A 20,712-nucleotide genomic window follows, 5' to 3' on the forward strand; every position below is an offset into this window, starting at 1 on the left:
CATCCCCCCTCTCCGGAGCATAGTTGTGAACCAGTGCCGGAAGCAGTGGGGCGTGAATCTGCCTTCGATATCCTCGCTCTCGGAATCGTGGATGCCGAGACGTCCTGCGTGCTTGGTGACTATCAGGTAGACGGAATGGGTGCAGAGTCTCTTGCCGGGTTCTCCCACGAACAGGGCTCCTTCCTCCAGGTCTTGCAGATAGGAATCTCGAACCGTGACCCAGGACCTCAGGACTCGGAGACCTTCCTCGTCCATGAACACCAGCCTGTTCGTCCTCTTTCTCTTCGGTTTGAGGTTTATGCACCCTCGTTCCCAGTCTATGTCGTCGATGTCGATGGATGCCAGTTCCCCCCTCCTGACACCCGTCTTCGCGAGAACGGTGAGGATGGCCTTGTCCCTCGGGCTCAGGACGGAGCTTATCAGCCGTCCCATCTCCTCGGACGATATGACCTTCCTTCTGGACGCGTTCTGAGCGGAGCGGCGGTTCGGAAGGTAGCGCTTTCGAAAAGCGGGTATGGGATTGGCTGGAAGACGTCCCTCGAGTATGAGGAAGTCACAGAAGGAGGAGAGGGCGCTGAGATAGTGATGTGCCGTCGTGGTCGAGACCTTTCGACCCTTCTTCAAGTAGGTCAGGAACTCACGAAGGACGTCGAGGTCCTGAAGGTCGAGAAGATTCTTCCCGCGACGACCGAGGAAGCTCGAAGCGATTCGTACGCATGCCAGATAGTGTCTCTTCGCCTCCCCTCCCAGGTCTCTGAGGGTGAGGTCCTCCTCGAAGGATTCGATGAGGTCGTCCTCTGATGGAATCGAGGATTGAGAGAGACTCAACCCATCCACCTCCATCCCTTTGGAGTTCTCTCTACCAGACCGTATGCCCTCAGACCTTCCAGCTGACCCGCGATTGACTTGACCGCATCCGAGTCTCGTGGCTCGGCTCCCAGCTCTGCGAGGAGATTGTCGTCGGAGACTGCAGTGCCTGCCTTCAAAACCTCAATGAGTCTCTTGTCGTATGTCCTGATGCCCTGGAACTCCTTGTCCGAGAATATCTGTGCCCTGTATCTACGGATCTCCTCCTCCAGGCGGGCTATGAGCGCATTACGAGCCTCTAGATCCTCGGAGATGGTTCGTACCCTCTCCCTGAGCTTCCCCGTCTCACGAACGAGTTCTCCTCGCTTCACGAACGCGGAGTCCTCCCTCTGCTCAACATACTCCCTCACGCATTCCATCACGAACTTGGACAGGCTCGTACCCATCCCCTCTGCGTACTTCGTCCATTGCTCCTTCATCTGGACAGAGGGCAGGTAAACATAGACCGCCCGTTCCTTGATAGTCTCAGTTTTCCCCATGATTATCCGAGACTGGATAGGAGTGCAGGTATTTGATATTTACTGGCAAAAACGCTCGGTTAGATATGTAGCCGAAAATGGGTCTCGCTGGATGCCGATTCTCTGGTTACAGATGTGACCAAGAACGAAGACCCATGTGAAGACTATGTCGAACGAGCTCGTGTCATTTGTTCCCACTGCAACCGATAGACAGAAAAGGGGAGCTCGGAATGGGACTGCGGGGTTGAAATGGAGACGATAGATATCAGAACGTCCTCGAGAACAGAACTCGTTGACATCACCGCCAAGGTCCAGAAGGCAGTCAGGGACTCGGGGATAAGGGAGGGGGTCTGTTTCGTGTACACGCCTCACACGACGGGCGCTGTCACGATAAACGAGAACGCTGACCCGAGCGTGAGAAAGGACATAACCATGGAAATCGACAAGGTGATACCTTTCGAGGACGGGTACTCCCATTCGGAAGGGAATGCAGCCGCCCACATCAAGTCGTCCCTGTTTGGCTGCTCCGCAACGCTCCTCGTGGAAAAGGGCGATCTCGTCCTTGGGACCTGGCAGGGCGTCTTCTTCTGTGAGTTCGATGGCCCAAGGAACAGGCGGGCACACGTCAAGGTCCTCCCCGGATAGCGGTCCCGCAAAGCCCTGGGACACGCCCCTGTCATGTAGGTTTTATAGGGAACCGTGCCTATTCGAATCGAGTGAAAGAAACAAGCTTCGCCGATTTCAGAGTGGATCCCGATTCTCTGCCTTCAGGTTTCGACCTCCTCGGAAGCGGCTCCGTGGGCGGGAAGTCCATAGGCCTATTGTATTCGAAGTCGGCGATCGAGAAACTGGGGGAGGTCATCTGCGACCACCAGGACAGGCTCAGAATACCGCGATCGTGGATTCTGGCAACCAGTGTCTTCGACGACTTCATCGAACTGAACAATGTAAGCGACATGGTCCAGATGAAGTGCGATGACGAAATAGATGTCCCTGAAATGAACAGGGCGATTATCGCGGGGCAGATGCCCAAAGACTGCCTCGAGTTCATAGGGAGCGTTTTGAGGGAGGAGAAAAGACCGCTCGCGGTCAGGTCATCCAGCTTCCTTGAGGACAGTCTGAAGCACTCATTCGCTGGAGTGTACCAGTCCGTCTTCATCCCCAATGATGGCACGATGGCCGAGAGGATCGCGCAGCTGGAAACCGCCATAAAGATCGTCTACGTGTCGACGTTCGGTGACGACGCCAAGGAATACCGGAAGAAGCACAAGATCTCCTGGCAGGACGAGAGGATGGGCGTTCTCATCCAGAGCCTAGTGGGATCACACTATACCGATGGATTGTACTACCCGTTGTTCGCGGGAGTCGCTTTTTCGAGGAACTACTACCCGTGGACGGACAGGATAAGGTCCGAGGATGGTGTCGGCAGATTGGTGCTCGGGCTCGGCACGAGAGCCGTGGGCCGCTACTATGCAAGGGTCTTCTCTCCAACGTTGCCCAGCCTCAGGCCTGAGGGCATGGTCGTTGGCGACATCGTGAAGTATTCACAGGAGATCGCTGACGTTCTCGACTTCAGATCGGGACTGCTCATAGAAGAACAAATCTCCAATCTCAAGGAGGCGAACAACAGGCTTCACATGATATGCTCAGCGCTCTCTCCGGAGGGCTACATCACCGAAGCGAGCGTGCTGCCAGGGAAGGACGCCAGGCTTCTGGCCACGTTCGATGCGATTCTGGGCAGCAATAAACACATGCCCTTCATCCCGCTGATGAAGAGCCTTCTGACAAACCTGGAAAGGCGCTTTGGGATGCCCGTTGACATCGAGTTCGCGGTGAACTTCGAGCCGGATGAGAACGGAGAGGAGAAGGGGATGTTCTACCTGCTGCAGGTCAGACCCCTTGGGGGGAGACCGGAGCACAGGAGGATCAGGATACCGAAGGACGTCCCGCAGGAGAGAGTCATATTCCGGGCGGAGAAGATACTGGGCAACGGCGTACAGAGGGGGCTGAAACACATCGTCTTCATCCCGCACGAGACCTACGAGTTCCAGAAAGGATTCACCCTGGCGCGAGAGATCGGCAGCGTGAACAAGACGCTGGAAGACAAGAACTACATCCTGATAGGTCCCGGCAGGTGGGCCACGCAGAACCCGGAACTAGGAATCCCCGTCCGGTATGCCGAGATCAGCAACGCCTCGGTCATAGTCGAGGTGAGCTACAAGCGCTTCTCGCCCGAGCTCTCGTACGGAACCCACTTCTTCGGAGACATGCTGGCGACGAACACACTCTACATCCCTCTCTGGCTGGAGAAGGGCGGGTACCTGAACGAGAGGATCCTGAAGGAGAGCAAGAATCGTTGGGACTCGGAGAATGTCCGTCTGGTCGAAATCCCTGAAGGCGTTGACGTATACGCCGATGGTGAGTCCCACACGGCGATAGCGGTGATGAGGTGACCGGGATTCCTCCGTCGACGTCCCACTCACATTTATATCTGGGACCCGTTTAGAGATTCAGATGGAGAGAGCTGAGGTCGTGGACGAGAGGCTCTCGAGCGCTCTCGAGGACACATCGCCTGACGGACTGTGGAGCCTGAGCAGCGAGCTGAACGCACTCAAGGCCAGCGCGGCACTCCGAAAGGACAAGAAATCCGCCCAGACCCGAGAGGCGGTCGACGACGCGCTCGACGTCGTGAGGGACTTCCACGAGTTCTCTGTGGAGATGCGCTCGGAGATCGAGTCCAAGGACTACAGCCAGATGGCGAGTATCTTCGACCTGACCGCGATAGGGGCTCTTGCAGCCCAGGATGTCCTGCCAGGCGTGGACGGGCTATCGCTCCCCAAGATCTTGCTCGGGGCTCTGTCCGAGGGCCTGATATTCTTGGGCAGTCGACAATACGTTGCGGGAGCACAGAAGATCGTGAACGCCAGATTGAGGATCCACTCCCACAGGGTGTACGAGAGGCTGTGGGGACTTCCGATGGACTTCAAGAAGCAGTTCATGGAAGAGAACGTGGCGGAGCTTCAGGTATCCATAGACGAGTTCTTCAAAGCGTTCCTGAGAGAAGACGGGGCATCCCCTCCAAAGGTCGCGGTCCTTCTGCAGTTCTACTCCCTGATCCTTGCCATCCAGGTCGAGAAGGTCATGATGACACTGCGATGATCGCTCTGCGTTCCTTGCGGGTTCGAAGAGCTCTCCTTCCCTGGCGGAGTCAGAGGAGCCCGTACAGAAGCACCAGGGATCCCAGAAGGAAGCAGTACACGGAGAAGTAGTGGAGCTTGGCGCCCTTGACGATGTACCACAAGAGCCTTATGGAGACATAGCCGAACAGGAGAGAGGATAGGAAGGCTATCGCCAGGAGGTGGAGGTCGATGACCATCTGGCTACCCATGACCTGGGTGAGCTCGAATGCCGCCGCCCCCAGAATCGCCGGGATGGAGAGGAGAAAGGCATAGCGGGCGGCCAGTTCGCGGTCCATCCCCCTCAGCATGCCGATTGAGATTATCGATCCTGACCTTGAGATGCCCGGAATAATCGAGATGCCCTGCATGATCCCCACAAGAACCGCATCTGAGGACGTCATGAACTCCTTCCGCTTACCTGCCAGCACCGTGACAAGGAGGATTGCCCCTGTCGCAAGGAGGGCAACGCCCACTGCGGTAGGATTCGTGAACAAGGGCTGGACAATATCGCGGAGAGCGAAGCCGATAATCGCCGTCGGGATGCTCCCGAGGATGATGAGCCAAGCGAGGAGAGTTGGCCTTTCGGATGCGAGGATCTCTCGGAAGCCCTGCCCTTCCTTCCTGAGCCTGAATGTCCTAGCCAGGGAGCGGAGTATGTCGACTATGTCCTTCCTGAACGCCACGATGACGACTATCACGGTCGCGACGTGAAGCACAAGGTCGAAGAACACCGGCACGTTGAGTCCGAAATACTCCTGAAGAAGAACGAGATGGCCTGAGCTGCTGACCGGAAGCCACTCTGTGATTCCCTGGACAATGCCCAAGAGCACGGCATGAATAGGTTCCATAGGCCCGAGCTTCGGAGAAGATACTCCGATTTATATGTTTCCCGCTCGTTTTAGGATTGCGCAATAGGACTGCCCGGACCACACTGGATTGATTAATCTCATTTGTGAAAACTCGTACCAAAAAATACTTATCCAGTCGAGTGCGAATATTAATCATGGAGGATGTGGAAAGATTATACCCGAGGAACGTCGAAGGCCACGAGCCCACGGCAAAGAAGTCCGCGATCTCGCTCAAGAGTTCAGCATTCTTTGAGTATCGATGGTACAGGATTCTGGAGGCTCTCCACGATGCCGATGAGGGTATGTCGCTCCAGGGTATTGTCCAGGACTTGAAACGAATGGGGACAGCCCCGAACCAGGCCCTACTTGAGGAAGATCTCCTGAGCCTCGAGGAAGAAGGATACGTCGAGAGCCTCAAGGAGAACGAGTTCCCGCCCGAGAAGAAATACAGGATTACCCCAGTGGGTGAGCAAAAGGTCAAGAGAATGCTCAGGAAGCTGTAGAGCGGGTCGCCCAGGGGTCTAGACGATCTGTTTTCCGCCAAGGCAAATTGAGTTCCTCTGATTTAACAGAAGGAACATTTATATGTTCATCCAGTATCGAACCGTAGCCTATGAGAAAGACAGGTGCGATACTTGCGGCAGTCTTCCTGGCTTGCATGCTTCTGACGGTTCCGGACCATATCTCCGCTAACGCTGTTGGCTCAAGTGATATACTAGTGTTTCCTGCGGACTCTTCAAGTCAAACCGTGGATCTGGGTGAGAGCGCCTCATACAGGTGGATACTCTTCAACAACGGCACGTCGCCTTACTACGTCAATGCGACAGCCGGGACCTTACCAGACGGTTTCTCTGCGACCGTGGAGCCAGGGAAGTTCATTCTCAACCCCGGCAACGACACCCTCGTGGGAGTCTTGTTCAGGTCCCCTCCTGAGACGGATCTGGAAGAGGTCCTGCTCACGTTGAGCGTGGAGGTCTCCGACATCGACACCGGGGACATGGACAGCGAGGATTTCGTCGTCTACATACAGTTGACTGGGAGGACACCTGAGGTGAGCCATTTCGGGAAGATACTCGGGGTCTACGACAACTTCCTCCCTGAACCTCTGGACAACAGGTGGGGAGCCTTTCTCATCACAGTGCTCATTTGGGTGGCGATCGGACTGCTGCTCATCGCGATCGTCCTTCCGACAGCGGGAAGAAGGGCCAAGAAGACGGAGAACGTGATTGACGACACTATAGTGGAGCTCGTCAAAGGCCCCATCTTCGCCATCATCGTCATCATCGGGGCGTTCTCCTCCCTTGGCATACTGGGCCTAGATAAGGACATCACGTCAGTGCTGGAGACTGTCTACGGAGTCCTCATCATCCTTCTCCTCACATGGGTGTCATTTCATGTATTCCGAAGAGTCCTCATCCAGTACGGGAAGAGCCTCGCTCGGAAGACTAAGTCCACGCTCGACGACAGGCTCGTCCCCATCATCGACAAGATAGGCGCCGTCGTGATCATCATAGTCGGCTTCGTTTTCGTCATCCAGTATTTCGGCTATGACATCACTTTCTTCATAGCGGGACTGGGCGTCCTGGGGCTGATCATCGCTTTTGCGGCTCAGGATACCCTGAGCAACTTCTTCAGCGGAATACACATCATGCTGGACAGACCGTTCTCGGTGGGAGACAGGCTCGTGCTGGAGTCGGGCGAGACCTGCAGAGTGCTGGACGTGGGTCTGCGGAGCACGAAGATGTACGACATATCCGCCCACAACATCATAATCCTGCCAAACAACAAGGTCGCGAGCATGAAGATCCTCAACGAGACGCGACCGGACGAGAGAAGCCGTGCGAGGGTTGATGTTGGGGTCGAATGCGGAGCCGATGTCCAGAAGGTGGAACGGCTTCTCCTCGAGATTGCGAGTTCCCACCCGAACGTCCTGAAGGACGAGGGATCTGCCCCGTTCGTGAGGTTCCTTGAGTTCGGAGACTCGAGCCTGAACTTCATGGTCAAATGCTGGGTGGACAAGCTGACGAATAGGGGGAAGGTGGAGAGCGATTTCAGGACGGAGATAAATCGGCGGTTCGCGGAGGAGGGCATCGACATCCCGTTCCCGCTGACGGTGGTCAAACTGCAGCAGGAGTAGGAGCCTGGGTCGTCGGCACAATCCTTAAATCCTCCTTGGGCTTTGAAAGCCATACTTGTCCATCATTCCTGATTATGGGGACCCGACAGACCCCGCTGTGAGAGCGAAGTACGGCACCTTGGAATCCACGGTCAGTCTCATCGGGAACGGCTCGCTGTTCGCGTCGAAACTCGCGATTGGCCTCCTGATTTCCAGCATAGCGCTCTTTGGCGATTCGATGAATCACATGACGGATGTCGGTATCTCCCTTGTCATTCTCTTTGGGTTCAGACTGGCCAAGAAGGAGGCGGATCTCGAACACCCGTACGGACATGCCCGGGCGGAGCAGATACTGTCCGTGGCCGTGGCGACTCTCGTAATAGTCATGGGGATCGCAATCCTCTTCAGCTCGGTGCAGGGGCTTGCGGAACCCGCGATAAGCTCTCAACCGATTGCCTCTGTCCTCATCCTCTCTTTTGCGGGGGTCAAGGAACTGATGGCGCAATTCGCATTCAGGATAGGAAGGAAGATCGATAGCGGAGTCCTCATCGCGGATGGGTGGAACCACAGATTCGACGCCATCATCTCCGTTGTGATAGCCGCTGGGATCTACTTGACAATGATGGATGATGCGTTCAGGGTCGTGGACCCGATCCTGGGCATCCTCGTAGCGCTGGCCGTCGTCATCACAGGCATCAAGCTCGTGAAGGAGGCCGGGCGTGAGCTTCTGGGGAGAGCCCCGCCCGCTGAGGTTGTCGAGAGAGTGGTTCAGATCGCGGAGGCCGTCGAAGGTGTCACCGATGCTCACGAGGTGAGGGTCCACGAATACGGGACGAGGAAGGTCATGTCGCTTCACATAGCCGTCGAGGAGGGGATCATGGCCAAAGATGCCCATGAGATAGCGACCGAGGTGGAGGATTCCATAGAGGAGGAGTTCACGGTTGCGCCGACCGTTCATGTCGAACCCACCGAGGCAGCTGAGGGCCTGGAGGACCTGGAAGAGCTCGTCGCCAAGATGGTCCAACGCTACGACGAGATTCTGTCGTCGCACAACATAAGAGTCGCGCCCCGCAAGAGGGGCGGCGAGATCGACTTGCACGTGATAGTGGACGGGGAGATGAGTGTCGAGGAAATGCACGAACTCGTCCACAACCTCTCCGATGACATCAGACTGAAACTCGACGGATTCGAGGTCAAAGTCCACGTTGAGCCCTGCAAGAAGGATTGCAGCATCTGCGAGGAGATATGCTCCAAGGGTCTCGAACAGAGAGACAGCTTCTCACCCGACCGCTGACTTCCGAGGGAAAATCAAAATAGCATTCAAGCATATCCCTGGGCATGGATCTGAGACATGCCATCAGGATATACCAATTCGCTGAGAGGCTGAAATCGGAACTGATAATAGCAAACAACCTGATTCAGGAAACGTCCACACTGACACAGGAGATATCGGGCGGAAAGAGGATTCTGACCTCGTATTTGAACGCCGTTCTCATGGAGGCGAATCTGGCGGTGAACACCGCTCAGTCCCCCTTCTTTCAGTCCGTTGCGGAGAAGCTCGGTCTGGCCCTCAATGAGATTGACATGTCCAATTTCTCGGAGGCCACGAGGGCGACGACGGAGGCTCTCACACTGTCGACGAGCGCGGCGGGGGAAGCGGCGCAGGTCCTCATGGAAAACAACGTCCTTTGACGGCAAGGCGTCTCGCTGATTTCAATCTCACAGAGTGCCAAACCTCTTTAAAATGAGCAGGTTATTAGCTCTTGAGGTTGAACTGCATGAAGCTCGCCTGTCCGATTTGCAGAGACGTTTTTGACACCCCCGAGAAGAAATGCCCTAATTGTGGCGATGAGCACCAGGTGGCGGTCCTCGAGGAGGAAAGGCTGCTTGAGGAGTCCGAGGCCGTCACCAGAGAGAGCGAGGCATTGGGCTTGAGTGAGCTCGTCGGGGCCATTGACTCTGTCATCATCCAGGTCGCCCCAGGGAGGATGGCCGACACTGTCAACGAACTCCGGGGCATGACATCGCTCGTGCCTTCGGGGTGCTATCAGAGCGAGGACCATCTCTGGTGTGTGATGTCCCCAAAGCACCCGCCAAGGTTCATTGTGAAGGAGGCGAGAGGGGAGTTGGAGAATCCCTTTGCGAGGTTCAACTCAGGGGAGATGACGAGGGAGAATCCCAACACGAGACTGGAGACCTTCGTGTTCGAGGTCAACGACATAGAGAAGCTGTTTGAGGTCCAGAAGTCGAGGGGCGTCTCTTTCCTCACGGACAACATCCTCGACACTGGGAACTACCGCTTTCTCCAGACGACGCCGTCTGAGTTCTCGGGGAATTCGGTCGGCTACATCCAGTGGGAGACCGATGATCGGAACTACATGGGAAAGACGGACGATGTGGCACATATCGACCTTGACGAGGGGACGAAGGACTTCGTCCAGTATGTGGACTATCTGGACCACACGGCGACACGCGTGCGTGCCAATGACAGGATAGAGGCGATCAAGGAATGGCTGACGCTTCTCCCCTACTACTTCCACATGTCAGTCTACGTGAAGTCCCTGAACTCCATCACGAATGTGACTCGGATGGTGGGCCAGGACTACGCCCAGGTCTTCACAACGGGGATAGTCCCGTATCAAGGGCTCTCAGCTGCCTATGAACCCACCGAGAGGTTCATCGTCGATTACGGAACGAGAGTCCACCACCTGGCCTGGAACACGTCGAGGATAGAGGACGTCGTGGATTCGCTTCAAACAGAGGGGCTGAGGTTCCTTCTAGAACTAGTTGGCTCGGAAGAAGAAGGCTTGAAACAGACGTTCACCGAGCCGTCCGCTAACTCGATGCTCGTGACCGAGTACATCCACCGATACGCCGATTTCGATGGGTTCTTCACCAAGAGCAACGTGACGGAGTTGACGAGGGCGACAGGGATCCTATAGAGAAGCCGCGCAAGTGATAAGTAGGGAACTTAGGTTGGTGAACAGCTGGATACGGCGAGGGTGTGGATATGAAGACTTATGATCTCATTGTGATAGGTTCCGGGGCCGGGATGAATGTGGCCTCCTCTGCCGTCTCGCAGGGGATGAAGGTCGCGGTGATTGACAACGGCCCTCTGGGCGGCACATGCCTGAACAGGGGATGCATACCGTCCAAGGTCATGATCTACCCCGCGGACGTCATACGGACCGCACAGCACGCGAAGAAGATCGGCGTCCATCTGAAGCTGGAGAAGGTCGACTTCGATCTCATCATGAAGAGAACGTGGAAGATCGTTCTGGATGGAAGGCATGAGATGGAGCGTGGGGTTGGGGCGACAGAGAACCTGGATTTCTACAACATGGATGCCTCCTTCGTATCGGACTACACTATGCGGGCCGGTAAGGACGAGATACGAGCGGACAAGATTGTCATCGCAGCTGGAGCCCGGCCTCTCATCCCACGGATCGACGGACTGGATGACGTAGGGTACGAGACAAACAGGACGATTTTCGACATCAAGAAGCCGCCGAACAGCCTGACGATCGTGGGTGGCGGATACATCGCAGCGGAGTTCGGGCATTTCTTCTCGAGCATCGGTGTTAAGGTCACTATCATTGGGAGAAACCCGAGGCTCATTCCACAGGCGGAGCCAGAGATATCGGACCTCCTCAAGAATGAGATGTCCAAGTATTGTCGCGTCTACACCAATCACGAGGTGCTCCGCGCAACGACCGAGAAAGACAAGAGGGTTATAGTTGCGAGGAATCGCTCAAATGACAAGCTGTACAAGTTCCCCGCTGAAATGATACTCGTTGCCGCCGGAAGGAGGTCCAACTCTGACATTCTCAGGCCGGAGAAAACGGGTGTCCAAACGGACAAGAGGGGCTGGATCGTGGTGGACGAATACCTGCAGACCACAAAGGAGAACATCTGGGCATTGGGCGATGCCATTGGAAGGAACATGTTCAGGCACACGGCGAACTACGAGTCGGACATCGTCTGGAGGAACGCCTTCACCGAGCACAAGCGTGCGGTGGATGAGCATGCGGTACCGAGTGCTGTGTTCACATATCCCCAAGTTGCCTCCGTCGGCCTGACGGAGGCGGAGGCGTCCAAGGACCATGAGATACTCATCGGCGTGAACAAGTACTACGATGTCGCCAAGGGCTATGCGATGGGCGAGGAGAACGCATTTGTCAAGGTCGTTGTGGAAAGGGGGACAAGCAGGATACTGGGTGCTCACATAATCGGTCCGCATGCGGCGATCCTTGTCCAGCCGTTGGTCTATCTCATGAACGCGGGAGGTCAGGACTACATGCCACTTGCAGTGTCCCAAACGATACACCCTGCCCTCAGTGAGGCGGTGGTGAACGCTTTCGGAAGGTTGAGAGCCGTGGGAGAGCACGCTCATAGCCAATGATAGTCCCTTCTAGCTCGTCAGTTCCGCGGTCAGAACGGAGAAGATGAGTGCAGGCTGACAGGAACCGCGACTCCAGCTTCGATTGCCGGACTTTTTGGCTATATCTGTGACTTAAGAATGAGAAAAGGGGGATGCTCCCGCCGGGATTCGAACCCGGGTGTCGGGCTCGAAAGGCCCGAATGATTGACCGGACTACACTACGGGAGCGTCAAGTGCTCAATATGACCCGTTTATATATCGTTTTCTGGCGGGCCGCTCAAAACTCGCCGGTCATCTCCCTCGCCAGGAGGTGATAGTCCTTTGACTCCATCGCGGACGGGTTGACGGGGAGAAGGAGTATACCTTTGCTGAGAGTGACGTACTCGTTGACCTTCTGCATGAATCTCAAAGTGGCGTCGAAGCTGTTCTGAGTTATGAGATACTCGACCCCCTCGAGCAGCACCGGACTCCCCTTCCTCTCGTTCAGATACTTGGATATGCTCGAGAGGATACCGACGAGATTGGTCGGAGAGAGGTATGGAAACGATTCCTCACCTCTTTCGGCCTTCGTGAGCCATATGAGTTCGGCGCCCTCGGCGGGGAACCTCTTCTCAAGCGTGCCCGGGTGCATCCTCGTAATCCCGAGCCCCGTTCCGCATTCCTGGACGAGAGAGGAGAACAGCTCTAGACTTCTCTCGGGTCTCGCCTCGCGGATAATGTACTTCCCGCCCTTTCTCAGCTCTCCGATCTCACCGTGCTCCTCCGCCTCAGGTTCCTCGAAGGTCAAGGACTCGATCTCCCTGGACTTGCCCTCCACCTTCTGGTGCAGAGTGGCCTTCTTGCTATTCGCCATTATCCTGAACTCCGACATCGTGTATCCTTTCGTCGTGAGCTTCATGACGTCGTCCCACGCCTCTTCCAAGCCGTCCTCGTATCCTTTCAGATATGCCTTCTTAGGACTCATCTTCGCCATTATCGAATGGATAAGCATTCGGCGAATAATGAACCTTGTGGGGATTACCCGAAGTAGCCGAGGTCCTCTTTCCTCTCCGCTTCCTCCTCCACATCCTTTAGTGAGGAGGCGATCTGATCTATGTGCTTCGCCCTCTCCTCCAGGCTGCCGAAATCGAGCTCAACATTGAGAGCCCTCTGCAGCACTTCCAGAACAGACTGTGCGCTCTTCGGGTCAACGAAGTATCCGGATGTCTCGCCCATGAGACAGATGCACTCCAATCCGTGAATCTTCCCCAGGCCCAGCAGAAGACCGCTGGCTCCGACTATACCCGCACCGGGCTCCCCCTTGGGAAAGACGACGCCGAGCTTCTTCATGTCCTTCACGAGAGACTTGTCAGTGGCGGCGCCTATGACCCTTGGGGTGGCGATCATCCTCCCGACACCGTAGCCGCCGAGCGTGTAGACCCTCTTCACTTTCATGTCCAGGATCGTGTTCATGATGAAGTCAGAGAGCTCGTACTGCCCCTCGGGCGTCAGCCCTTGGAAGTCGCCGACGAGTATTACGATGTCGCTTCGATCCCCTTTCCGCTTGACATAATGGAGCTGGTTACCCACTAGCCGGATAATCCCACCGTCATCGACGACGACCTGAGGGGGAAAGTGCTTCGAATATATCTCCGCGAACTTCTTGGCCTTCAGCTCGCCCAGCAAGTGTTCCGCTGCGAGCTTCCCCACGTTCCCCACGCCGGGCAAGCCTTCGATGAAGATCGGATTCTTCAGACTCGGTTCTTCCAGATACTCAATCGTTATGTCTTCCATTCTCTCACCTCTGCAGCTTGAGTTGCCTTCTGAATCTGCCATACCTGTCCTCTGGAGAGAACCTGGGCGGCAAGGCCATGCCAGTGGAGGACCCACACTTGGGACACCCTCCCCCAAGAGTGTAGATATCGCAATCCTTGCATTTTCTGATGAGTGTGCGCATACTTACGCCTTTCTGCTGAACTTCGCTTCCCCGCCGACTGAGACTAGGTGATCAATGACCTTCTCCGCGGTCCGGTTCATCTCTTCCTCCGCGGTCTTGTAGTCCGGGGCCGTCACGACAAGTCTGTACCTCGGAGCCCCCATGTACTGTACGGACACCTCCGCCTTCTTGTTCTTCTCGGCCTTGGCCAGAGCCTCACGTATATGGACGATGCCGTCGGGCAGAGGACAACTGATCTCAAAGAACCCGTCTATGTTGACAAAGGGCGGCTGGATGTTCTCCTTGGCAACGTCAACGAACGTCTTCACCCAGTCTCCCTCGAAGCCCTCCTCCTTCATCGTCTTCTCGTCGAAGACTGCCTCCTCGAAGGCACCGTAGAGACTGCCGAACTTCTCGATGAGGTTTCCCGCGTGCTCCTCCTCGAACTCCTTGAGGTCCTTTCCGCCGCGCTCTGCCACGAGCTCGAGCAGCTTGTGCGCCTTCTGCTCGTTCTTCCACTGTTGGATCTTCTCCCGCTTCTGATGCTCGTTCACCTGCTTCAGGGAAAGGTCTATGTGACCCTTGGACGGGTCGACCCTGAGAACCTTGCAGACGACCTTCTGACCCTCACGAACGTAGTCCCTGATGTACTTGATCCAGCCGGTGGCCACCTCGGCGATGTGTATGAAGCCTTCCTTCCCCTCGTACTCGTCCAAGGAAACGAACGCACCGAAGTTCTTCACGTTCGTCACGGTGCAGACGACGAGTTCTACTTCCTCGGGAAACGTGGGCAGCCCAGCCATTACTCCACGGCCTTCACGACTTCTCCTCTAATCTCCGCCTTCCCCCCCTTGGGTCGCACAATCGTCGCCCCGCAAACGAGACAGGTGACCTTCGTGGATGCATGGTCGAAGACTATCTGCTCGTTCGGGCAGTCTGGACAGCGGACCTGAAGGAATTTGCTTTTCGGTCCGGGCAAATCGACCATCTCAGTCCTCCAGCTCGAACTTCTTGGCCCTGAAACACTTACGATGGTGAGCCTTGCCGCATTCCTTGCAGCGATAGCGTATGTACACGCGCTTTGTCGGCTTCTCCCTTCCCTCATACTTGGCCCTCGGAAATCCTCCATAGCCCGCCATGACCCTTCTGAACCTCCGCTGACCTTTCTTGAACTCGCTCCTTGGTCTTGTCTTGACTCTCTCTATCTCAAGTTTGGTGTGCTTGTTGCACGAAGGGCAGAATCCGTTTATCCTGCGGGGCATTTTCATCCTTCAGACCTCGTGAAACCTGCTATACAACAAACTCATATTTAGGGTTTGGGCTGTGCCCACCGGTCTGGACTGGCCCGGTGGGGCGGCCGCTCGGGCGACGCGGACTTGAATCGCAAAAATTATATATTGGCAGAATAATAATTGCCATGGTGACTCGCATATGCAGGGGGAGATGAGACTGAGTCGACTGGACAACGATATAATCGACAAGCTCATCTTCACAGGGATGTCCAAGAATCTGGCCAAGACTCTTGTCATCCTTTCCAAGAGGGATGAGACCACCTCTGTCCAAGTCGAGAAGGCTACCGGACTGAGGCAGCCCGAGGTCTCTCTCGCGATGCAGGAGCTCCGTCGGAGAGGATGGGTCACCAAACGGGACATCAAGAAGGAGGGCAAGGGAAGGCCCGTTCATGCCTATCGCATCTCGAAATCCTTCAGCAGGATCGTATCAACGATCAAGAAGCAGGAGGACAAGAAGATCGAGAGAATGGTGAGGAACATGAACGAGCTTCGCTCGCTGACGAAGTAGCTATCGAACTGTTTTCAGACCCATATCGGTCCCGACGAGCACAAGGTTGGTAAGATTCACGAAGAGGCCGTTCTCCACGACGCCTGGGATGTTGTTCAATCTGCTCTCCAACCTCTTCGGGGAGGTTATCTCCTTGAACCTGCAGTCGAGTATGTAGTTCCCGTTGTCGGACACAAAGGGAATCTTCCTGCTCTTTCTGAGCTCGACCTCTAGGCCTAACTTCTCCAGTCTCTTCAGGACGGTACTCCAACCGAATGGAAGCACCTCCACGGGAACGGGGGACTTCGAGCCTAGCCTGGAGACCTGCTTCGCATCGTCGATGACGATTATCAGTCTCCGCGAGACGCTCGCCACTATCTTCTCGCGAACAAGAGCCCCTCCCATCCCCTTGATCAGATTCAGTTTGGGGTCGACCTCATCCGCTCCATCTATCGAGATGTCCACATTCGGATGTTCGTGGAGGCTGGACAGCGGTATCTTGCATTGGCGGGCCAGATTCTCCGACTTGATAGATGTCGGTATGCCTATCACCCTGAGGCCCTCGCCCACCATTCTCCCCAGCTTCTTGATTGTATAGTGGACGGTGCTGCCAGTGCCCAGACCGACCACCATTCCGTCCTTCACATAATCGCAGGCAGCTTCTCCCGCCAGTCGCTTCAGTCTCCTCATTTTAAACCCCTCATTTCCTCAATCATCCTGCACAGCTCGTCGATTACGAAGTCGTTGAAGTCCTTGCCCTTCTCTGCCGTCGACCCGGATGAGTCCCCGCTCACGCTCTCCTTCCAGTACTCCTCGGGATGCCTCAGGACCACGTAGGGCGGTATCTCGCTCTTGCCCTTGGGCCTCTCAGGTCTCACGAGGTCGGGACGGATCGCAAGCACGCGGGACGTCTCAAGAAGCCCCGAATGACCGTCGCCTTCTTCCACCTTGTTCGATCGGTAGAGGACCTCATAGTCCGACGCGACCATCACATGAGCCTCTCTCTCGTCCACTACATCCTTCGCGGCCAGCCGAAGGGCGGCCATGTGCATTCCTCCCGCATGACCCGAGAGGAGGACGATGTTTCCGAACCCGTTCCTGGCAAGCTCGCTTATCACGTCGTATGCGAGGGCTCGCATGGTGTCGAAGCTTATGGATATCGTACCGGGGAAGTTCCTCGTGGTGGAGCAGTTCCCATACCGTATCGGAGGGGCGATGAACGCTCCCGTCCTCTTCGCTATCTCGAGTGCAACGTGCTCCGGTTGGATGGAATCGGTGCAGAGCGGCAGATGTGGACCGTGCTCCTCGACCGCCCCGATCGGGACTATGACCACCGAGTCCTCCTTCACCTTCTCCGCGAACTCCTGCGTGGTCATCTCATCGAGAAGCATCAGTTCCCCCTAGGCTAATCGCTGAGACCCACAAAAAGCTTAGGGTGCGCTCATTCCGACCCACAAGAGTCATATCGGAGTAAGTGATGGCGCGTGATGGCGCGTGATGCCGAATGAAAGTCGCTTCACTGTTCTCAGGCGGGAAGGACTCCACCCACGCCCTCTACTTGGCCCAGCAGATGGGTTGGAGCGTTGAACGGCTCGTCACGATCGTCCCGCAAGCGGATTCGATGATGTTCCACTTCCCGAACATCGAGCTCACGGAGCTTCACTCGGAGGCCCTCGACATCCCCTTGGTCAAGCGGAACGCGGGATCGGATGACGAACTCGACGTTCTCGAGGATGTGCTCGGAGACCTTGCTGTTGAGGGGCTCGTGATGGGAGCCATCGCGTCCGACTACCAGTACACGCGGATCAACGAGATCTGCCACAGGATCGGTCTGAGGACCTTCGCCCCGCTCTGGAGGAGGTCCCAGGAGGCTGTCCTCCAGGATGAGGTCAAGGCGGGCTTTGAAATCGTCATCGTCGGCGTCTCTGCCGAGGGTTTGACGGAGGACTGGCTCGGAAGGACCCTATCGGGGAATGTTCTGGACGATCTCATCGCTCTCAGCAAGAGGACCCGATTCAATGTCTCCGGCGAGGGCGGAGAGTATGAGACCCTCGTTGTGGACGGCCCCAACTTCCTGAGAAGGCTGAACGTCGAGGAGGCTACCCGTGAGTGGGACGGCATGAGAGGCATCTACATGATCCAGAAGGCTTCCCTCATGGACAAGACCAATCTTATTTAGGTGGACGCCAATATGCAGAACAGGGCCATACGCATGAAGTCAACGTTTTTGATTCCCATCGTACTGATCCTTCTGTTCATCTCCTCGAGCTCGCCCGCAATCACTCCCGAGGAGCAGGCGAAGAGCATCTCCCCGCTGCTCGAGCCCGCGTCCGGCGGTCCGGTGGATCCGTCGGACGGCGTGACGGACTACCATACCTACGACGAGATGGTCACGGAACTCAATCAGGTCGTCGCCGACCACTCCCCCATAGTCTCTCTCATCTCGATCGGAAGCACATACGAGGGCAGAGACATCTGGGCGATGAAGATATCCGACAATCCGCAGATCGAGGAGGACGAGCCAGAGGTCTATTTCAACTGCATGCATCACGCGAGGGAGTGGTTGACGCTGGAGTTCTGCCTCTACGTCATCGAAATCCTGACGGACGGCTACGGAGTCAACATGACGATCACGGACATGGTCAACGGGAGACAGCTTTGGATAATCCCCAACGTGAACCCGGACGGGCGGACGTACGACGGTGGTGATGATCCCACATCCTACATGAACTGGAGGAAGAACCGTTCCCCCAACGGAGACGGCACGTACGGGACCGACCTCAACAGGAACTACGGCTGGATGTGGGGAGGCGCGGGGTCCAGGGACTTGACGGGGACACAGACCTACAGAGGGTCGGGACCTTTCTCCGAGCTCGAGACGAGCGCCATTAGGGACTTCGTCAAGCAGCACGACTTCGTCTTCGCGATATCATATCACACCTACTCCCAGCTGATTCTATACCCGTGGGGGAACACGGTGAACATCACCGAGGACGACGACATCCTCTCCACGCTGGCCACGGAGATGTCGAACAGAGTCACGAACAAGGCAGGTTCAAGCTACCCTGGGTACACACCACAGAAGGCCAGCGACCTCTATCTGACGACCGGGACCGACGACGACTGGCTGTACGGCGAGATGGGGATCCTCTCCTTCACGTTTGAGTTCTACCCGCATAGAAACGATGTGGACCCGGCAGTGTCGTTCCCATACGACCGCTTCCATCCGAGGGAGGACAAGATTCTTCCGGTCTGCGAGGACAACCTCGCCGCGGCGCTCTTCCTTCTGGAGATAGCGGACCGTCCGTTCCAGGTCATGAACCACTTGTCCCTGTCGGCCGAGGTCGAGAGAATGACCATTCAAAGGACCGAGACGGGCTTCTTCAACATCACCGTTCTCAACGACGGCAAGGACTCCAATCTGTACTCTCTGACACACTCCTCCCTCCCGAGTTGGTCCATATCGCTCGACGAGGACTCACCCGCCCTCCTCCCCAGTCAGGACACGCAGGTCACGCTGACCGTTCAGGTTCCATCTTTCGCCGCATCGGGAGATCACGTCATCTGGGTCAATGGCACATCCGCGGTCTACCTCGGAGTGTCGGACTCCTTGAGACTTGTGGTCCATGTTCCGTATGCCCATGACATCGGCATGAGCGCAGTAGGGTATTTCGAGCACCGGGAGACGTATCCCATGGGTAACTACTCCTTCAACTCCGTCGCAGAGAACTTCGGAGAGCACCCTGAGTTTGGATTCCAAACGTCTATGGAGATAAGGAGGCTCGGCGCGCCCGTCCCACAAATCGTGCTGCAGGAAGGAGCCGAGATCTCAGACCCCTCGTGGACTGTGATTGACTACGACGGCCCCGGATCGACGTACGAGTGGCACAGGGTCACGGCGCAGTCGCACAACGGATCCTACAGCTGGTGGATGGGGAACGACGGCACCGGAAGATACCCCAACAGAGCGCACCAGATATTGAGATCACCGCCATTCAGCCTGGAAGGCGCTTCGAGCGCCACTCTGCACCTCTACCAGAAGCTCCATACGGAGGACTCCTACGACTTCGCCAGCATCGATGTCGGCTCCGGAGGGGAGTGGAAGGTCCTTGCCAGCTACAGCGGTCTGGTGTCATCGGGATTCCAGAAGTTCAGCTTCGATATCTCGGACTTCACCAACAGGACGGACGTTCAGGTGAGGTTCAGGTTCTCGTCGGACCCGCTCTACACAGAGACGGGATGGTTCATCGATGACCTTGTGGTAATGGCCGATTACCCCCAGGAGTCCTTGGTGTACGGTCCCGAACAGAAGATCGTGGCCACATTCCTGGAGCCGGGTCTGAGCCAGGCCGTGGATTGGAGATACAAGTTCGTGGAGGGCGGGACGTTCAAGATCGTTGCCCGGACACTGCTCGCAGGTGACGAGAACCCTGACAATGACGAAGCATATGTTGTCGTCGAGATTGACCCGTCGATGTATCGCATTCCTCTGAGGGAAGGGTGGAACCTCGTATCCCTTCCTCTGATACCTCTCTCAAATGACCTGACCGCCATTCTCTCATCCATATCGGGGAAGTACACGACGGTGCGGTACTATCGCTCGAACTTCAGCGACGACCCGTGGATGGAGTACACCACATGGAAAGGGTATTCCGATCTGACGGAGGCGAACGAGACAATGGCCCTGTGGATCGAGGCCGCGGAGGACGTGGACTTGGACATAGAAGGCGTCGTCGCTCCACCCACGGCGATCCGCCTGTTCACGGGCTGGAATTTCGTGGGATACCCATCCCTAACGGACAGGAGGCTCTCTGACGCACTTGCCGGTCTGCCCGTAATCGAGGTCCAGGCGTACGAGACCGCTCCCCCGTTTCATCTGAAGAAGATGACGCCCTCCGACTACTTCAGGACGGGTTCTGGTTACTGGATTCTTGTTTCGGGGGACACCGATTGGGTCGTCAATCCATAGGACCGATGATCTGTAAGAAAAGACAAGTGGGCCCGCCAGGACCAAACAGAAAGGAAATGAGGTTGTATGCCTTATTGTTACTTGATGAACGGTGCAAACGAGAGTGCCTCGCCAGAAGGTCCGACCGCGGTGATATCGTCGAAGAACGTCACGGTTCGTTTTGGCCAGATAGTCGCGTTAGATGACTTTTCGGTGAACGT

At 56.2% G+C, this 20,712-nt stretch carries 23 protein-coding genes and 1 tRNA gene; 12 read left to right on the top strand and 12 right to left on the bottom strand.

The features are described from left to right. Both LN415_07625 and LN415_07630 read right to left on the bottom strand, forming a co-directional pair. On the bottom strand, nucleotides 1-828 hold an 828-nt coding region (locus LN415_07625), incomplete at its 3' end, for a tyrosine-type recombinase/integrase (protein ID MCJ2556956.1). Then, nucleotides 825-1,346, bottom strand: a complete 522-nt coding sequence (locus tag LN415_07630) for a hypothetical protein (GenBank protein MCJ2556957.1) — start codon at nucleotides 1,344-1,346, stop codon at nucleotides 825-827. The genes LN415_07630 and LN415_07625, both read right to left, overlap by 4 nt. A gap of 228 nt (nucleotides 1,347-1,574) precedes the next feature. On the opposite strand from LN415_07630, the gene LN415_07635 reads away from it, so the two are divergent. From LN415_07635 to LN415_07645, 3 genes are all read left to right on the top strand, one after another. Then, nucleotides 1,575-1,970, top strand: a complete 396-nt coding sequence (locus tag LN415_07635; GenBank protein MCJ2556958.1) for a secondary thiamine-phosphate synthase enzyme YjbQ — start codon at nucleotides 1,575-1,577, stop codon at nucleotides 1,968-1,970. A 71-nt stretch (nucleotides 1,971-2,041) separates the two neighbouring features. Continuing rightward, complete coding sequence (locus tag LN415_07640) at nucleotides 2,042-3,778, top strand: PEP/pyruvate-binding domain-containing protein (GenBank protein ID MCJ2556959.1); 1,737 nt, start codon at nucleotides 2,042-2,044, stop codon at nucleotides 3,776-3,778. 61 nt (nucleotides 3,779-3,839) lie between these two features. Next, nucleotides 3,840-4,484 carry a hypothetical protein gene (locus LN415_07645; protein MCJ2556960.1) on the top strand — a complete coding sequence of 215 codons (645 nt, stop codon included), beginning with the start codon at nucleotides 3,840-3,842 and terminating at the stop codon, nucleotides 4,482-4,484. A 49-nt stretch (nucleotides 4,485-4,533) separates the two neighbouring features. Here the strand turns inward: LN415_07645 and LN415_07650 are convergent, their stop codons facing one another. After that, nucleotides 4,534-5,352: an undecaprenyl-diphosphate phosphatase gene (locus LN415_07650; protein MCJ2556961.1), complete on the bottom strand. Its 819-nt coding sequence runs from the start codon at nucleotides 5,350-5,352 to the stop codon at nucleotides 4,534-4,536. 155 nt (nucleotides 5,353-5,507) lie between these two features. Between LN415_07650 and LN415_07655 the strand changes: the two genes are divergently transcribed. The 6 genes from LN415_07655 (at nucleotide 5,508) to LN415_07680 (ending at nucleotide 11,870) form a co-directional block, all read left to right on the top strand. Next, nucleotides 5,508-5,855 carry a helix-turn-helix transcriptional regulator gene (locus tag LN415_07655; protein MCJ2556962.1) on the top strand — a complete coding sequence of 116 codons (348 nt, stop codon included), beginning with the start codon at nucleotides 5,508-5,510 and terminating at the stop codon, nucleotides 5,853-5,855. 245 nt (nucleotides 5,856-6,100) lie between these two features. Then, entirely contained in the window at nucleotides 6,101-7,489 is a 1,389-nt protein-coding gene (locus tag LN415_07660; protein MCJ2556963.1) for a mechanosensitive ion channel family protein, read from the top strand. Nucleotides 7,490-7,544: 55 nt separating this feature from the next. Continuing rightward, entirely contained in the window at nucleotides 7,545-8,762 is a 1,218-nt protein-coding gene (locus LN415_07665; protein MCJ2556964.1) for a cation-efflux pump, read from the top strand. 44 nt (nucleotides 8,763-8,806) lie between these two features. Beyond that, nucleotides 8,807-9,160 carry a hypothetical protein gene (locus tag LN415_07670; protein ID MCJ2556965.1) on the top strand — a complete coding sequence of 118 codons (354 nt, stop codon included), beginning with the start codon at nucleotides 8,807-8,809 and terminating at the stop codon, nucleotides 9,158-9,160. Nucleotides 9,161-9,246: 86 nt separating this feature from the next. Next, nucleotides 9,247-10,410 carry a hypothetical protein gene (locus tag LN415_07675; protein ID MCJ2556966.1) on the top strand — a complete coding sequence of 388 codons (1,164 nt, stop codon included), beginning with the start codon at nucleotides 9,247-9,249 and terminating at the stop codon, nucleotides 10,408-10,410. Nucleotides 10,411-10,478: 68 nt separating this feature from the next. After that, on the top strand, nucleotides 10,479-11,870 hold the full coding sequence (locus LN415_07680) for a dihydrolipoyl dehydrogenase (protein ID MCJ2556967.1): 1,392 nt from the start codon (nucleotides 10,479-10,481) through the stop codon (nucleotides 11,868-11,870). A 132-nt stretch (nucleotides 11,871-12,002) separates the two neighbouring features. On the opposite strand, the gene LN415_07685 is transcribed toward LN415_07680, so the two are convergent. The 7 genes from LN415_07685 to LN415_07715 form a co-directional block, all read right to left on the bottom strand. After that, nucleotides 12,003-12,077 (bottom strand) — tRNA-Glu (locus LN415_07685). A 49-nt stretch (nucleotides 12,078-12,126) separates the two neighbouring features. Continuing rightward, complete coding sequence (locus LN415_07690; protein MCJ2556968.1) at nucleotides 12,127-12,813, bottom strand: DUF835 domain-containing protein; 687 nt, start codon at nucleotides 12,811-12,813, stop codon at nucleotides 12,127-12,129. 53 nt (nucleotides 12,814-12,866) lie between these two features. Continuing rightward, entirely contained in the window at nucleotides 12,867-13,622 is a 756-nt protein-coding gene (locus LN415_07695) for a proteasome assembly chaperone family protein (protein ID MCJ2556969.1), read from the bottom strand. Between the two features lie 4 nt (nucleotides 13,623-13,626). Then, entirely contained in the window at nucleotides 13,627-13,785 is a 159-nt protein-coding gene (locus LN415_07700; protein ID MCJ2556970.1) for an RNA-protein complex protein Nop10, read from the bottom strand. 2 nt (nucleotides 13,786-13,787) lie between these two features. Further along, entirely contained in the window at nucleotides 13,788-14,567 is a 780-nt protein-coding gene (locus LN415_07705; GenBank protein ID MCJ2556971.1) for a translation initiation factor IF-2 subunit alpha, read from the bottom strand. After that, nucleotides 14,567-14,752 carry a 30S ribosomal protein S27e gene (locus LN415_07710; protein ID MCJ2556972.1) on the bottom strand — a complete coding sequence of 62 codons (186 nt, stop codon included), beginning with the start codon at nucleotides 14,750-14,752 and terminating at the stop codon, nucleotides 14,567-14,569. Before LN415_07710 ends, LN415_07705 begins: the two co-directional genes overlap by 1 nt. 1 nt (nucleotide 14,753) lies before the next feature. Next, a complete protein-coding gene (locus LN415_07715; protein ID MCJ2556973.1) occupies nucleotides 14,754-15,032 on the bottom strand; it encodes a 50S ribosomal protein L44e in 279 nt (92 codons plus the stop codon). A gap of 163 nt (nucleotides 15,033-15,195) precedes the next feature. On the opposite strand from LN415_07715, the gene LN415_07720 reads away from it, so the two are divergent. Continuing rightward, a complete protein-coding gene (locus LN415_07720; GenBank protein MCJ2556974.1) occupies nucleotides 15,196-15,564 on the top strand; it encodes an ArsR family transcriptional regulator in 369 nt (122 codons plus the stop codon). Here the strand turns inward: LN415_07720 and rpiA are convergent, their stop codons facing one another. After that, nucleotides 15,565-16,233 carry a ribose-5-phosphate isomerase RpiA gene (gene rpiA / locus LN415_07725; GenBank protein ID MCJ2556975.1) on the bottom strand — a complete coding sequence of 223 codons (669 nt, stop codon included), beginning with the start codon at nucleotides 16,231-16,233 and terminating at the stop codon, nucleotides 15,565-15,567. It abuts the gene before it with no gap. Further along, nucleotides 16,230-16,934 carry a creatininase family protein gene (locus LN415_07730; GenBank protein MCJ2556976.1) on the bottom strand — a complete coding sequence of 235 codons (705 nt, stop codon included), beginning with the start codon at nucleotides 16,932-16,934 and terminating at the stop codon, nucleotides 16,230-16,232. Before LN415_07730 ends, rpiA begins: the two co-directional genes overlap by 4 nt. 113 nt (nucleotides 16,935-17,047) lie before the next feature. Here LN415_07730 and LN415_07735 point away from each other — a divergent pair, with 113 nt between their 5' ends. Then, on the top strand, nucleotides 17,048-17,722 hold the full coding sequence (locus LN415_07735; GenBank protein ID MCJ2556977.1) for a diphthine--ammonia ligase: 675 nt from the start codon (nucleotides 17,048-17,050) through the stop codon (nucleotides 17,720-17,722). Nucleotides 17,723-17,755: 33 nt separating this feature from the next. After that, complete coding sequence (locus tag LN415_07740) at nucleotides 17,756-20,512, top strand: hypothetical protein (GenBank protein MCJ2556978.1); 2,757 nt, start codon at nucleotides 17,756-17,758, stop codon at nucleotides 20,510-20,512. Nucleotides 20,513-20,712: the final 200 nt, after the last annotated feature.

The organism is Candidatus Thermoplasmatota archaeon (assembly GCA_022848865.1).
Classification (GTDB): domain Archaea; phylum Thermoplasmatota; class Thermoplasmata; order RBG-16-68-12; family JAGMCJ01; genus JAGMCJ01.

Excerpts from the sequence above, each read along its gene's own strand:
- LN415_07630 (MCJ2556957.1), bottom strand. The coding sequence starts at position 1,346 with ATGGGGAAAACTGAGACTATCAAGGAACGGGCGGTCTATGTTTACCTG.
- LN415_07635 (MCJ2556958.1), top strand. The coding sequence starts at position 1,575 with ATGGAGACGATAGATATCAGAACGTCCTCGAGAACAGAACTCGTTGAC.
- LN415_07645 (MCJ2556960.1), top strand. The coding sequence starts at position 3,840 with ATGGAGAGAGCTGAGGTCGTGGACGAGAGGCTCTCGAGCGCTCTCGAG.
- LN415_07650 (MCJ2556961.1), bottom strand. The coding sequence starts at position 5,352 with ATGGAACCTATTCATGCCGTGCTCTTGGGCATTGTCCAGGGAATCACA.
- LN415_07655 (MCJ2556962.1), top strand. The coding sequence starts at position 5,508 with ATGGAGGATGTGGAAAGATTATACCCGAGGAACGTCGAAGGCCACGAG.
- LN415_07670 (MCJ2556965.1), top strand. The coding sequence starts at position 8,807 with ATGGATCTGAGACATGCCATCAGGATATACCAATTCGCTGAGAGGCTG.
- LN415_07675 (MCJ2556966.1), top strand. The coding sequence starts at position 9,247 with ATGAAGCTCGCCTGTCCGATTTGCAGAGACGTTTTTGACACCCCCGAG.
- LN415_07680 (MCJ2556967.1), top strand. The coding sequence starts at position 10,479 with ATGAAGACTTATGATCTCATTGTGATAGGTTCCGGGGCCGGGATGAAT.
- LN415_07690 (MCJ2556968.1), bottom strand. The coding sequence starts at position 12,813 with ATGAGTCCTAAGAAGGCATATCTGAAAGGATACGAGGACGGCTTGGAA.
- LN415_07695 (MCJ2556969.1), bottom strand. The coding sequence starts at position 13,622 with ATGGAAGACATAACGATTGAGTATCTGGAAGAACCGAGTCTGAAGAAT.
- LN415_07700 (MCJ2556970.1), bottom strand. The coding sequence starts at position 13,785 with ATGCGCACACTCATCAGAAAATGCAAGGATTGCGATATCTACACTCTT.
- LN415_07705 (MCJ2556971.1), bottom strand. The coding sequence starts at position 14,567 with ATGGCTGGGCTGCCCACGTTTCCCGAGGAAGTAGAACTCGTCGTCTGC.
- LN415_07710 (MCJ2556972.1), bottom strand. The coding sequence starts at position 14,752 with ATGGTCGATTTGCCCGGACCGAAAAGCAAATTCCTTCAGGTCCGCTGT.
- LN415_07715 (MCJ2556973.1), bottom strand. The coding sequence starts at position 15,032 with ATGAAAATGCCCCGCAGGATAAACGGATTCTGCCCTTCGTGCAACAAG.
- LN415_07720 (MCJ2556974.1), top strand. The coding sequence starts at position 15,196 with ATGCAGGGGGAGATGAGACTGAGTCGACTGGACAACGATATAATCGAC.
- rpiA (MCJ2556975.1), bottom strand. The coding sequence starts at position 16,233 with ATGAGGAGACTGAAGCGACTGGCGGGAGAAGCTGCCTGCGATTATGTG.
- LN415_07730 (MCJ2556976.1), bottom strand. The coding sequence starts at position 16,934 with ATGCTTCTCGATGAGATGACCACGCAGGAGTTCGCGGAGAAGGTGAAG.
- LN415_07735 (MCJ2556977.1), top strand. The coding sequence starts at position 17,048 with ATGAAAGTCGCTTCACTGTTCTCAGGCGGGAAGGACTCCACCCACGCC.
- LN415_07740 (MCJ2556978.1), top strand. The coding sequence starts at position 17,756 with ATGAAGTCAACGTTTTTGATTCCCATCGTACTGATCCTTCTGTTCATC.